General features: G+C 65.9%; 10 protein-coding genes. 8 read left to right on the top strand and 2 right to left on the bottom strand.

What is annotated here, in order from left to right; all coding sequences use genetic code 11:
* Window positions 1-12 precede the first annotated feature (12 nt).
* The 4 genes from rfaE1 (at window position 13) to DCM79_RS17720 (ending at window position 5769) form a co-directional block, all read left to right on the top strand.
* Entirely contained in the window at window positions 13-1497 is a 1485-nt protein-coding gene (rfaE1, locus tag DCM79_RS17735; protein WP_257175585.1) for a D-glycero-beta-D-manno-heptose-7-phosphate kinase, read from the top strand.
* Window positions 1494-2780 carry an O-antigen ligase gene (locus DCM79_RS17730; RefSeq protein WP_257175584.1) on the top strand — a complete coding sequence of 429 codons (1287 nt, stop codon included), beginning with the start codon at window positions 1494-1496 and terminating at the stop codon, window positions 2778-2780. The genes rfaE1 and DCM79_RS17730 overlap by 4 nt, the downstream gene beginning before the upstream one ends.
* Before the next feature lie 84 nt (window positions 2781-2864).
* Window positions 2865-4775, top strand: a complete 1911-nt coding sequence (locus DCM79_RS17725; RefSeq protein WP_257175583.1) for a nucleoside-diphosphate sugar epimerase/dehydratase — start codon at window positions 2865-2867, stop codon at window positions 4773-4775.
* Between the two features lie 46 nt (window positions 4776-4821).
* Entirely contained in the window at window positions 4822-5769 is a 948-nt protein-coding gene (locus DCM79_RS17720) for an NAD-dependent epimerase/dehydratase family protein (protein WP_257175582.1), read from the top strand.
* On the opposite strand, the gene DCM79_RS17715 is transcribed toward DCM79_RS17720, so the two are convergent.
* The gene (locus DCM79_RS17715) at window positions 5757-6776 is read right to left on the bottom strand and encodes a glycosyltransferase family 4 protein (RefSeq protein WP_257175581.1); all 1020 of its coding nucleotides are present in this window, start codon (window positions 6774-6776) and stop codon (window positions 5757-5759) included. The two genes, DCM79_RS17720 and DCM79_RS17715, sit on opposite strands and share 13 nt — an antisense overlap.
* Complete coding sequence (locus tag DCM79_RS17710; RefSeq protein ID WP_257175580.1) at window positions 6773-7732, bottom strand: lysylphosphatidylglycerol synthase transmembrane domain-containing protein; 960 nt, start codon at window positions 7730-7732, stop codon at window positions 6773-6775. The genes DCM79_RS17715 and DCM79_RS17710 overlap by 4 nt, the downstream gene beginning before the upstream one ends.
* 234 nt (window positions 7733-7966) lie before the next feature.
* Here DCM79_RS17710 and DCM79_RS17705 point away from each other — a divergent pair, with 234 nt between their 5' ends.
* From DCM79_RS17705 to DCM79_RS17690, 4 genes are all read left to right on the top strand, one after another.
* Window positions 7967-8956 carry an NAD-dependent epimerase gene (locus tag DCM79_RS17705; RefSeq protein WP_257175579.1) on the top strand — a complete coding sequence of 330 codons (990 nt, stop codon included), beginning with the start codon at window positions 7967-7969 and terminating at the stop codon, window positions 8954-8956.
* A gap of 7 nt (window positions 8957-8963) precedes the next feature.
* Window positions 8964-10376: a mannose-1-phosphate guanylyltransferase/mannose-6-phosphate isomerase gene (locus DCM79_RS17700; RefSeq protein ID WP_257175578.1), complete on the top strand. Its 1413-nt coding sequence runs from the start codon at window positions 8964-8966 to the stop codon at window positions 10374-10376.
* A 180-nt stretch (window positions 10377-10556) separates the two neighbouring features.
* Window positions 10557-11561 carry a Gfo/Idh/MocA family protein gene (locus tag DCM79_RS17695; protein WP_257175577.1) on the top strand — a complete coding sequence of 335 codons (1005 nt, stop codon included), beginning with the start codon at window positions 10557-10559 and terminating at the stop codon, window positions 11559-11561.
* Between the two features lie 51 nt (window positions 11562-11612).
* On the top strand, window positions 11613-12764 hold the full coding sequence (locus DCM79_RS17690; RefSeq protein ID WP_257180782.1) for a DegT/DnrJ/EryC1/StrS aminotransferase family protein: 1152 nt from the start codon (window positions 11613-11615) through the stop codon (window positions 12762-12764).
* The last annotated feature ends 76 nt before the right edge of the window (window positions 12765-12840 follow it).

Genomic DNA, 12840 nt, shown 5'->3' with positions numbered 1-12840 from the left:
GGCTCCCTGACCATGCCGACGCCCATTCTCGATTTCGACGCTCTCGCGCAAGCCATCTCAAGCCGCACGGTGCTGTGCATCGGCGACATCATGCTGGACGAGTTCGTCTATGGCGAGGTGTCGCGGATTTCGCCGGAAGCGCCGACGCCTGTCATCACGGCGCAGCGCAGCGAGATCCACATCGGCGGCGCCGGCAACGTCGCGCGCAACGTCGCCTCGCTCGGCGCGCGCTGCATCTTCGTCGGCCTCGTCGGCGAGGACGATGCCGGTGCACGGCTCAAGACGGCGCTGGACGAGCTCGCTGCGATCGAAAGCGTGCTGGTGTGCGATCCCGCGCGCCCGACCACGCGAAAGGTCCGCTTCGTCTCCGAACATTTTTCCACGCACATGCTGCGCGCGGATTGGGAGCAGGCGGCGCCCGTATCCGATGAGGTCGAGACCAAGCTGATCGAGGCTATCCTGCCGGGAATCGCGCGCGCCGACCTCGTGCTGCTTTCGGACTACGCCAAGGGCGTGCTGACGGCGCGCGTCATCCGCCACACTATCGACACGGCGCGAAAGCTCGGCAAGCCCGTGATCGTCGATCCCAAGAGCCTGAACTGGGCGATCTATCGCGGCGCCACGCTGCTCACGCCCAACCGCAAGGAATTTTCCGAAGCGACGCGCAGCCGCGCCGACACGCCGCAGAGCATCGTCGATGCCAGCGAGGACGTGATGCGGCTCGCAGATTGCGAGGCGATCCTGGTTACCCAGGGCGAGCACGGCATGACGCTGGTGCCACGCGGCGGCGAGGCCGTTCACGTTCCGGCTTTCCCGGTGAAAGTGCGCGACGTCTCCGGTGCCGGTGACACCGTCGCCGCCGCCCTCGCGGTGACGCTTGCGGCCGGCGCGGACTGGGACACGGCATTGCGCATGGCCAACGCCGCGGCCGCCGTCGCGGTCGGCAAGCAGGGCACCGCCAGCGTGAGCGCGGCCGAGCTGCGCCGCAAGATCCTGCCGCATGCCAGTCTCGCGGCCGAGGAAAAGATCGTGCTCGATCCTGATACGCTCGACGCCCAGCTCGCCGAGTGGAAGAGACAGGGCCAGCGCGTCGGCTTCACCAACGGCTGTTTCGATATCCTGCATCCGGGCCACGTCAAGGTGCTGACCGCGGCGCGCGCCGCCTGCGACCGCCTGATCGTGGGCCTCAACAGCGACGCCTCGGTGCGGCGGCTCAAGGGCGCGGAGCGGCCGGTCCAGGACGAGCGCGCGCGAGCCGAGGTGCTCGCCGCGCTGGAGGCCGTCGATCTCATCGTCATCTTCGAGGAAGACACGCCGATCGACCTGATCAGGCGGATCAAGCCCGGCGTGCTGGTGAAGGGCGGCGACTACACCCGCGAGCAGGTGGTGGGCCACGAGGTCGTCGAGCAAGCGGGCGGGGCGGTCGTGCTGGTCGATATCCTCCAGGGCTTCAGCACGACGGCACTGGTGCATCGCGCGCGGGGAGGGGGCAAGTGACGGTGCTCGCACGCGAGACGACCGGCGAAAGGTTGCTTCGCCGTCTGCGCAGCCCGGCCGCCTGGCGCGAGACGGTCGATATATTCGCAGTCCTGACCGCGGCCTCGCTGCCCTGGTCAACCTCGCTTGCGGGAATCTTCAACGCGCTGATGCTGGTCTGCATGGTCCCGTTCCTCGACGTCCGCGCGTTGCTGGAGTTCTTGAAGCGTCCGATCTGTGCGGCCCCGATCGCGCTGGTGCTGCTGGCGCTGGTGGGGACACTCTGGTCGGACGCGACCTGGGGGGCGCGATTCTATGCGGTCAATCCGACCGTGAAGCTGCTCGTGCTGCCGTTGCTGCTCTATCATTTCGAGCGCTCGCCCCGCGGCCACTGGATCTTCATCGCCTTTCTGGTGTCCTGCGCCTTGTTGTCGTTGATGTCCTGGCTGGTCGCGTTCTATCCCAACCTCGCGCTCAAGTCCGGTCCGGCCGAGCGCGGCATCTTCGTCAAGAACTACATCGACCAGAGCCAGGAATTCGCGCTTTGCGCGGTCGCGCTGGCCTATCCGATCGTGACGTTGCTGCGCGAGAAGCGCTACTGGCTCGCCGGACTGCTGACGGCGCTGGCGCTGAGCTTCTTCGTCAACATGACCTTCGTGGTGGTGTCGCGTACCGCGCTCGTCACCATCCCGATCATGTTCGGCGTGTTCGCGCTGCTGCACCTCAAATGGCGCAGCATCGCGATCATCTCCGCCGCTCTGCTCGCCGGCGCCGTTCTGGCCTGGCACGCCTCTCCGCAATTGCGCCATACCGCCGAGAGGTTTACCGACGACTACGCGGGCTATGTGGAAAGGGGCGAGGCGACCTCCATGGGCCTGCGGCTCGAATTCTGGCGGAAGTCGTTGAGCTTCTTGGCGGAGGCGCCGATCATGGGGCACGGCACCGGCTCGACGCGCGGATTGTTCGAACGCGCCGCGGCGCCCGCCGGTCAGAACCGGGCCTCGGCCGAGGTGATCGGCAATCCCCACAACCAGACCCTCAACGTTGCCGTGCAATGGGGCGCGATCGGCATCCTCATTCTCTATGCGATCTGGATCCTGCATCTGCTGTTGTTTCGCGGCGACGGGCTTGCCAACTGGATCGGGCTGCTGGTGGTGGTGCAGAACGTCTTTACCTCGCTGTTCAACTCCCATCTGTTCGACTTCCATGAGGGCTGGATGTACGTCATCGGCGTCGGCGTCGCCGGCGGCATGGTGATCCGGGCACAACGGGGCCAGGCGAAGATGGGGGAAGCCGGTTCCTGAGCGGCCGCGCGGCTGGCAAGTCTGGTTCAGATGGGCTATCAGCGCGGACAGGTTGCATCTAACTGGATTTTCATCGGTCGGCGGATGACGCGTTTATCGCATCTCACCTCGCGCAATTTCCTGATCGCGCTGCACGATGTGCTGGCGACGACGGCGGCGCTTTTTGCCGCCTTTTACGTGCGATTCGAGGGCGGAGACGGCTTCTACGAGCGTTTGCCGCTGCTGTTCCAGATCCTTCCCTATTTTCTAGCCTTCAGCGTCGTCGTGTTCTTCGTCTTGAACCTGACCACGACGAAATGGCGCTTCATCTCGCTGCCCGACGCGCTGAACATCATTCGCGCGGCGACCGTGCTGACGGTTGCCCTGCTCGTGCTCGACTACATCTTCGTTGCCCCCAACGTTCGCGGCGCCTTCTTCCTCGGCAAGGCGACGATCGTCCTCTACTGGTTCCTGGAGATCGCCTTCCTCAGCGCGTTGCGCATGACCTATCGCTATTTCCGTTATACGCGGGTGCGGCGCCATGCGAGAGGCGGTGATGCCGCGCCGACGCTGCTGATCGGCCGCGCCGCGGACGCAGAGGTGCTGCTGCGCGGCATCGAGAGCGGGGCGATCAAGCGGATCTGGCCGGTCGGCGTCTTGTCGCCGTCGTTTTCGGACCGGGGCCAAATCATCCGCAACCTGCCGGTGCTGGGCGGCATCGACGATGTCGAGGACATCATTGCGGACTTCGCCAAACGCAACAAGCCGATTGCCCGCCTCGTGATGACGCCGTCGGCGTTCGAGCCGGAGGCGCATCCGGAATCGGTCCTGATGCGGGCGCGCAAGTTGGGTATGATCGTCAGCCGCATGCCCTCGCTCGAGAGCGGCGATACGCCGCGGCTCACCCCCGTCGCGGTCGAAGATCTCCTGCTGCGGCCGAGCGAGGCGATCGACTATGCCCGCCTGGAAGCCTTGATCAACGGCAAGGCGGTGATCGTCACCGGCGGCGGCGGCTCGATCGGTTCCGAAATCTGCGAGCGCGTCGTCGCCTTCGGCGCCGCGCGGCTCCTGATCGTCGAAAATTCCGAGCCGGCGCTCTACGCGATCACGGAACGGCTCGCCGCGCGGGGTGTGGCAGCCGAGATCGAAGGGCGGATCGCCGACATTCGCGATCGCGAGCGCATCATGCGCCTGATGGCCGAGTTCAGGCCGGATATCGTGTTCCATGCCGCCGCGCTCAAGCACGTGCCGATCCTCGAGCGCGACTGGAGCGAGGGCGTCAAGACCAATATCTTTGGCTCGATCAATGTCGCCGACGCCGCGCACAACGCCGGCGCCGAAGCCATGGTGATGATCTCGACCGACAAGGCGATCGAGCCGGTGTCGATGCTCGGCCTCACCAAGCGCTTCGCCGAGATGTACTGCCAGGCTCTCGATCGCGATCTCGCTGCAGCTAGCGGCGCCAGGTCGCCGATGCGGTTGATCTCGGTCCGGTTCGGCAACGTGCTGGCGTCGAACGGCTCGGTGGTGCCGAAGTTCAAGGCCCAGATCGAGGCCGGCGGTCCTGTCACGGTGACGCATCCCGACATGGTCCGCTACTTCATGACCATCCGCGAGGCCTGCGATCTCGTCATCACCGCGGCCACGCACGCGCTCGGCGCGCAGCGTGCTGATGTCTCGGTCTACGTGCTCAACATGGGCCAGCCGGTGAAGATCGTCGATCTCGCCGAGCGCATGATCCGCCTCTCCGGACTGCAGCCCGGCTACGACATCGAGATCGTGTACACCGGCATGCGGCCGGGCGAACGCCTGTATGAGATCCTGTTCGCCTCCGAGGAACCGACCCGCGAGATCGGGATTGCCGGCATCATGGCCGCACAGCCGAACCAGCCGCCGATGCAGACGCTGCGCAAATGGATCAGCGCGCTGGAGCAGGCCGTCGCGCGCGAGGACCGCGCCACCATCAGGACCATCCTGAAGGATGCGGTGCCGGAATTCGGGTCGACGGCGGCCTGACCATGCCGGTCGATGGGGTGTTGCGCGCTATCCTGTCGGAGAGACGATGAGCGAGACGAAGCCGGTCGCGCTGGTGACGGGAGCGAGCGGCTTCGTCGGCCGTCACGTCGTGAGCGCATTGACGCGCGAGGGCTGGTCGGTCCGCCGCGCGGTGCGCAGCCCGGAAGGGGCTGACGGTGAGGTCGTGATCGACTCGATCGGTCCCGACACCGATTGGCAGGCGGCGCTCGAGGGCGTCGACGCCGTCATTCATCTCGCCGCACGCGTGCATTACAAGAACGACGAGCACGCGGCCGAGCTCTACCGCAAGGTCAATGTCGAGGGCACGCTGCGCCTGGCACGCTGCGCAGCAGCGGCCGGCGTGCGTCATTTCATCTTCATCAGCACCGTTCTGGTGCATGGCCGCAGCAATGACGGCCGCGCGCCGTTCAGCGAGAACGATTCGCCGACGCCGCGTGGCCTCTACGGCACATCCAAGGCCGCGGCGGAGGCGGGCTTGAGGACGCTGGCCCGCGACGTCGACATGAAAATCTCGGTGATCAGGCCGCCGCTGATCTACGGCGCGCACGCCAAGGGCAACTTCCCGCTGCTGGCGCGCGCAATCAGGCTGGGGCTGCCGCTGCCCTTTGCGGCGATCCGCAATCGCCGCAACTTTCTTGCGGTGCAGAACCTGTCGTCATTCATCCTGCATCGGCTGCGCCATCCTGACGCGGCGAGCAATTTCGAGATCTTCCTGCTGGCCGACCGGGAGCGGGTCTCGACGCCTGAATTCATCGCCTGCATGGCGCGAGCCTCCGGCAAAACTGCCCGGCTGTTCGGCGTCCCGCCGAACCTGCTCGGCACGGTCCTGCGCGTGATGGGCCGTCAGGAGATGCGGGACGGGCTGATCGGCTCGCTCGAGCTCGACATCTCCAAGGCGATCGCCACCGGATGGCAGCCGCAGGTCTCCCTCGAGGAGGGGGTGCGGCTGGCGCTGTCGGATCAGGACGCCTGACGGCGGGAAAAGCGCCGCAGCACGAAACCGACGGCGACCGCGCCTGCGACCAAGGACGCAACAATGATCGTTGTCGAGCCGGCGCGAACGGTGACGATGGCAAGCATCGCCAGCACGAGATTGAGCGCGAACACCTCGCCGATCACCTGCGGGACCGTAAACCCATTGTCGGTTGCGCGTTGATAGAAGTGGGTGCGGTGCGCCGACCAGAATGGCTCGCGCCGGATGATGCGCCGAAACAGCGTGATGGTGGAATCCGCAAGGTAATAGGCCGGCAGCAGCAGCGCTGCGGCGGGTTGGCCGTGCCAGGCGAGCTCCAGCAGGCACCAGCCGAGCAACAGGCCGATCGGCAGGCTGCCGACATCGCCCAGGAAGACCTTTGCGACCGGACGGTTGAACGGCGCAAAGCCGAGCATGGCGCCGCACAGCGCGGTGGCAATCAGCACAGCCGGCCACGAGAGATCCCCGAGCCATCCGAGCAGCAGCAGCGCCGCGGTGACCGGCACGACTTCCGCTACCGTCATCAGGTCGAGACCGTCCATGAAGTTGACGAGGTTCACGAACCAGACTCCGGCAAGGACGATGAGGGCGCGCTCCAGCGGAAGCGGCAGCGCCGGCACGATGCGCGCGGCCTCGGGCGCGGTGAACACCACCGCGCCGACGCAGGCTGCCTGCAGCACCAGCCGCACGAGCACGGGCAGTGACACGATGTCGTCGGCGAAGCCGACCAATGCGATCACGACCGTCGCCGCGACCAGCGCCGGCGGAATCGCGACATTGGCCGAGGCGCCCCAGAGCGCGGCGACGATCAGGGTCGCGGCGATCACCGCGATGCCCGCGCCCTGCGGGGTCGGGATGCGATGCGAGGACCGCGCGTTCGGTCGCGCCAGTGCGTAGCGCTGGAGCAGGGGGCGGCTGGTCCAGGTGACGAGCGCCGAGATCAGCGCGGCGATCGCAACGGCAAGCAGCACGGGCGCGCCGGCGAGCGCATCGGTGGTCGAGCTCACTCCGGCACTCCGATCGGAGCCGACCCTTGCGCGGCCTTTTCAGCGCTGAGGATCCAGACCAGGCCGCCGACCGCGCCGACGATGAAGAACACGGCGCCGTACAGCAGCGAGATGTTGACGCCCTCGTTGGCGGCCAGTCCGGCGAAGCCGAACGCCAGGCCCATCGTGGCCTCACGCACGCCCCAGCCGGCGATCGAGATCGGCATCATCGTGATCAGCATCACGGGCGGTACAAGCAGAAAGACGTCGCTGAACCGGACCGGGGCCGCGATCGATTGCACTACGCACCAGGCAATGACGACGGCGAGCACGTGAACGAGGATCGACAGGATCGCGATCACCGGTCCGCTGCGGCGATTGAAGATCACGCGGTTGGCAATCACCGCGCAGGCGTGAAGATGATGCGTGGCCCACCAGGTCTTGAGCCAGCGCCATTTCAGGGCGCCGAAGATCAGGAAGCCGAGGCCGCCGGTGAGCGCCAGAAGGTCGATGAGCAGCAGCGCCGAGCGCCCGTGCGGATCGGTGATGAGGGTGTAGCTCCAGGGCAGGCTCGCGACGATGAGAACCGCGAGCGCGATCAGGCCGATGGCGCGGTCGACGAAGATCGAATAGGTGGCTGCGCGCCAGCCGGCGCCGGCGCGCGCGACCAGCCACAGCCGGACCGCGTCGCCGCCGATCGCCGAGGGCAGGGTCTGGTTGAAGAACGAGCCGATCACGTTGTAGCGCATGGCACGGCTGAGCTCGAGCGGCGCGCCGCAGACAGCACTGATCTCGCGCCAGCGCAGCACGCCGACGAGGATCTGCAGAAACGTGATCGCGATCGCCACGCCGATCCAGAGCAGGCTGGTCACGGTGAAGCGCGAAAACAGCTCGGATAGGTCGACCTTGCGCAGCGCCAGATAGAGCAGCGCCGCGGAAATCATGATTTTGGCCGCGGAAAGCAGGATTCGGCGCATTTCGCCCGCATGAACTGGGTTTGCGAAGATTTGAGGCAACCCGACGCAAGGCGCCGAATTCGGCCGCTTTGGTATGGTTTTGGCGCCAATCTTGCAATAGCCCTTGTTCGATCGCCCTCGTTCAACAGCCCCGTTAAGGACGCTGAGAGGAGTCCTCATGAAGCGCTGCGGGCCTATTGCGAGCCGATCGAGCCGGCGGCTAAACAGGGCCGGCTTGGATCCCCAGGGAACAGGATGACAGATCAGGCGATTTTGGTTACCGGCACGGCCGGCTTCATCGGCTTTCACGTCGCCCGCCAGCTCCTGGGCGAAGGCCGGTCCGTCGTCGGGCTCGATAATCTCAACAGCTATTACGACCCGGCGCTGAAGAAGGCGCGACTTGCGCTGCTCAAGGAGGAACCCCGTTTCTCCTTCGTCGAGGCCGATCTCGCCGACCGCGAGACGATGGCCGCGCTGTTCTCGCAACATCGTTTTGCCAAAGTCGTGCATCTGGCGGCGCAGGCCGGCGTGCGCTACTCGATCGAGCAGCCGCACGCCTACGCAGAGTCCAATCTCGTCGGATTCCTCAACGTGCTCGAGGGCTGCCGCAACAACGGCTGTCGTCATCTCGTCTACGCGTCGTCATCCTCCGTTTATGGCGCCAACACAAAAATGCCATTTGCGGTTGCGGACCGCACCGATCATCCGGTGAGCTTCTACGCCGCGACCAAGAAGGCGAACGAGGTGATGGCGCAGTCCTACAGCCATCTCTATCGCCTGCCGGTCACGGGCCTGCGCTTCTTCACCATCTACGGGCCATGGGGACGGCCCGACATGGCCATGTTTCTGTTCGCAAGCGCCATCATGGCGGGCAAGCCGATCCGGCTCTTCAACCATGGCAGGATGCGTCGCGACTTCACCTACATCGACGATGTGACGCGCGTCGTCTCGAAGCTGATCGATCTCGTGCCTGGGGACGATCCGGCTGCCGCAAATGCGCCGTTTAAGCTCTACAATGTCGGCAATCACCACCCGGAGGAACTGATGCACGTCGTCGGTCTTCTGGAGCGGGAGCTGGGCCGGACGGCGATCAAAGAATTGCTGCCGATGCAGCCGGGAGATGTGCTGGAAACGTTCGCGGATGTCGAGGATCTGATGCGCGACACCGGCTTTGCACCGTCAACGCCGATCGAGCATGGGGTCCACAATTTTGTCACCTGGTATCGGGACTATTTCAAGGTTTGAGATGACGATGGACAAACGCATAATCCCCCTGATCATGTGCGGCGGTGCCGGCACGCGGCTGTGGCCCGCTTCGCGCGAGGTGCGGCCCAAGCAGTTCCTGCCGCTGTTCGGCACGCGCTCGACCTTCCAGGACACGCTGCTGCGCGTGTCCGATCCCTCCCTGTTCGACCGGCCGATCGTCATCACCAACGCGTCCTATCGCTTCATGGTGCTGGAGCAGCTCGCCGAGATCGGCATCGAGGCCGACGTGATCCTCGAGCCGATGCGGCGCGATTCCGGCCCTGCGATCGCAGCCGGCGCGGTGTTCGCTCAAAACCGCGCCAGTGAGGCGATCGTGCTCGCGCTCGCCGCCGATCACGTCGTGCAGGACAATGCCGCTTTCGTCGCCGCCTGCCGCGAAGGCCTTGCCGCCGCGAGCACCGGGCGCATCGTCACCTTCGGCGTCAAGCCGGAGCGGCCGGCGACCGAATACGGCTACATCAACCCGGGCGAGGTGATCTCCGGCGAGGTGCATGCGGTGGCGCGCTTCGTCGAGAAGCCGGACGCGGTGAAGGCCTCCGACTACGTCAATTCGGGCTATCTCTGGAACAGCGGCAACTTCATGTTTCCGGCCAGCGTGCTGCTCGACGAATACCGCAAGGTCGATCCGGCAAGCGTCGAGGCGGTCACCAATGCCGTCAACAATGCCGGCCGCGATCTCGGCTTCGTCACGCTGGAGCCGGAGGCATTCGGCGCGGCGAAGGCGATCTCGATCGACTATGCCGTGATGGAGAAGACCTCGCGCGCGGCGGTCGTTCCGGTCTCGTGCGGCTGGTCCGATGTCGGCTCATGGCACGCGGTGTGGGAATTGTCCGAGAAGGACGCGCAGGGCAATGCCGCGCACGGTGCCGCGGTGTTCGAAGATTCCCGCAATTGCAACGTCACCACCGACCAGGCGCTGGTCGCGCTCGAAGGCGTCGACGATCTCGTCGTGGTCGCAACCGCGGATGCGGTGCTGGTCTCGCGCCAGAAGGATGCCAACGGCTTGAAGCGTCTCGTCACCAAGCTGAAGGCGGTCGCGCCCAAGGTCACCGAGGAGCACCTCAAGGTGCATCGGCCCTGGGGCAGCTACCAGTCCGTCGACAATGGCGAGCGCCACCAGGTCAAGCGCATCGTGGTGAAGCCGGGCGGGCGGCTTTCGCTGCAGAAGCACCATCATCGTGCCGAGCATTGGATCGTGGTCCGCGGCACCGCCCAGGTGACGGTCAACGAGACCGTCAAGACGGTGCACGAGAACGAATCGATCTACATCCCGATGGGCGCCGTCCACCGCATGGAGAATCCGGGCAAGATCCAGCTGGAACTGATCGAGGTCCAGACTGGAAGCTATCTCGGGGAAGACGACATCATCCGGATTGAAGACGATTATCAAAGGTCGTAACCACCAAGCTCCGAATCACCAGACCCGGGCCGACAAGCGCTATTTTTCCGCTTAAGGCCCGGGGAACGTGTAACTTTTTGAATCAAATCGTGTCCGGGCCGCGAGGGCGGCATTCGCCACAAATGTGGCGTCTGTGCTAGAAGCGCGCCGGGGATTTGCGTTGAATCGGGGTTTGCTCAGATGAGTTCCAAGGGATCTGCACCGGCAAAGGCCGGCTTGCGCGTCGGCGTCATTGGCGCCGGCGTGATGGGCAGCAACCATGCGCGCGTGCTCAGCGGCCTGCCCGGCATCAGCCTCGTCGGCGTCGTCGATCCTTCGCACACGCATCGCGCCCGCGCCACGGAACTGGCCAACTGCCCGAGCTTCGAGACACTCGACCAGCTCATCGCCGCCGGCGTCGACGCGGTCACCATCGCCGCGCCGACGCATCTGCATCACGAGGTCGCGCTCGCCTGCATCGCCAAGAACATCCATGTCCTGGTCGAGAAGCCGATCGCGTCCACGGTCGAGGAGGGCCGCGAGATCGTCGCCGCCGCGCACAAGGCCGGCGTGACGCTGATGGTCGGCCATGTCGAGCGCTTCAATCCGGCGGTTGCCGCCGTCAAGCAGGCGATCGCGGGCGAGGACATTCTCTCCATCGCGATCACCCGCGTCGGCCCGTTCCCGCCGCGCATGTCCAATGTCGGCGTCGTCATCGACCTCGCCGTGCACGACATCGATCTGATCCGCTGGTTCACCGAATCCGACATCGTCGAGGTGCAGCCGCAGCTGTCGAGCGCGGTCGCCGAGCGCGAGGACATCGCGCTGTTGCAGTTCCGCACGGCCAACGGCGTGCTCGCCCACATCAACACCAACTGGCTGACGCCGTTCAAGGCGCGCAGCGTCACGGTCGCGACCCGCGGCAAGTACGTGATGGGCGATCTCTTGACGCGCCAGGTCACCGAGTGCTTCGGCTTCAAGCCCGATGGCAGCTATTCGATGCGGCACCTGCCGGTCGGCCATGACGAGCCGCTGCGTGCCGAGCTGATCGCGTTCCTCAAGGCGGTGCGCAACGGCGAGACGCCGGCGGTCACCGGCGACGAAGGCGTCGCCAGCCTCGAGATCGCCACCCAGTGTCTGGAGACGCCGTCACGGCCCGCGGCCAAATCGCCCGCCCTCAAGGGGCCGCGCCGTATCGCCGGCTGATCCCTGTCCATGTCGACCGCTCAAGACCAGCAAGGCGCCAAGAACCAGGCCATGAACCAGCATCTGCGCTCCGAACCGATTCCCTTCATCGACGTCGCCTCGCAGCGCCGCCGGCTCGGCGCCTCGCTCGATGCCGCCGTCAAGCGCGTGCTCGATCATTGCCAGTTCGTCAACGGCCCCGAGGTGTTTGAGCTCGAGAAGCAGCTCGCCGCCTATTCCGGCGCCAAGCATGTCATCGGCTGCGCCAGCGGCACCGACGCGATCCTGATGGTGATGATGGCGAAGAATGTCGGGCCCGGCGATGCCGTGCTGTGTCCGTCCTTCACCTTCATCGCGACCGCCTCGCCGGTGGCGCGGACCGGCGCGACGCCGGTCTATGTCGACGTGGACGAGACGACCTTCAACATGAGCCCGGACTCGCTCAAGCGCGGCATCGCGACCGCGCGCAAGGCCGGCCTCAAGCCGGTTGCGGTGATTCCGGTCGACCTGTTCGGCCAGCCCGCCGATCACGACGCCATCGCCGAGATCGCCAGGGCCGAAGGCCTGTTCGTGCTCGACGACGCCGCGCAAGGGTTCGGCGCCAGCTACAAGGGCCGCAAGCTCGGCACCTTCGGGCTCGCCACCGCGACCAGCTTCTTCCCGGCAAAGCCGCTCGGCTGCTTCGGCGACGGCGGCGCGATCTTCACCGATGACGACGAGCTCGCGGCGACGCTGCGCAGCATCCGCGTGCACGGGCAGGGCGTCGACAAATACGACAACGTCCGGCTCGGCCTGACCGGCCGGCTCGACACCATGCAGGCCGCGGTCCTGATCGAGAAGCTGAAGATCTTCGACGACGAGATCGCCGCCCGAAACAGGGTCGCCGAGCGCTACGCGCGTGGCCTGAGCAACGTCGTCACGGTGCCGCGCCTGGCACCCGGCAATACCTCGGTCTGGGCGCAGTACACGATCCGCCTGCCTGAAGGTACCGACCGCGACGGCTTTGCCGCCGCGCTGAAGGCCCAGGGCGTGCCGACCGCGATCTATTACGGCAAGTCGATGCATCAGCAGACCGCCTACAAGCAATACCCGGTCGCCGATGGCGGCCTGCCGGCTTGCGAGAGCCTGTCGCAGGACGTCATCAGCCTGCCGATGCATGCCTATCTGACCGAAGCCGACCAGGAACGAATCATTGCCGCCGTCCGCGGCGCGCTGGCGGGGTGATTCTCGCCCTTCTTCCCCTCTCCCGCTTGCGGGAGAGGGTGGCGCGAAGCGCCGGGTGAGGGTTCTCTCCTCTGGG

It is taken from the genome of Bradyrhizobium sp. WBOS07 (assembly GCF_024585165.1).
Classification (GTDB): Bacteria; Pseudomonadota; Alphaproteobacteria; order Rhizobiales; family Xanthobacteraceae; genus Bradyrhizobium; species Bradyrhizobium japonicum_B.
Note: the sequence above shows the minus strand (reverse complement) of the source record. Positions and strands in the feature narration are given on the sequence as shown.

What these genes read in the sequence shown, in the direction of transcription:
- DCM79_RS17710 (WP_257175580.1), bottom strand. Translation starts at nt 7,732, where the DNA reads ATGCGCCGAATCCTGCTTTCCGCGGCCAAAATCATGATTTCCGCGGCG.
- DCM79_RS17725 (WP_257175583.1), top strand. Translation starts at nt 2,865, where the DNA reads ATGACGCGTTTATCGCATCTCACCTCGCGCAATTTCCTGATCGCGCTG.
- DCM79_RS17690 (WP_257180782.1), top strand. Translation starts at nt 11,613, where the DNA reads ATGAACCAGCATCTGCGCTCCGAACCGATTCCCTTCATCGACGTCGCC.
- rfaE1 (WP_257175585.1), top strand. Translation starts at nt 13, where the DNA reads ATGCCGACGCCCATTCTCGATTTCGACGCTCTCGCGCAAGCCATCTCA.
- DCM79_RS17720 (WP_257175582.1), top strand. Translation starts at nt 4,822, where the DNA reads ATGAGCGAGACGAAGCCGGTCGCGCTGGTGACGGGAGCGAGCGGCTTC.
- DCM79_RS17695 (WP_257175577.1), top strand. Translation starts at nt 10,557, where the DNA reads ATGAGTTCCAAGGGATCTGCACCGGCAAAGGCCGGCTTGCGCGTCGGC.
- DCM79_RS17705 (WP_257175579.1), top strand. Translation starts at nt 7,967, where the DNA reads ATGACAGATCAGGCGATTTTGGTTACCGGCACGGCCGGCTTCATCGGC.
- DCM79_RS17700 (WP_257175578.1), top strand. Translation starts at nt 8,964, where the DNA reads ATGGACAAACGCATAATCCCCCTGATCATGTGCGGCGGTGCCGGCACG.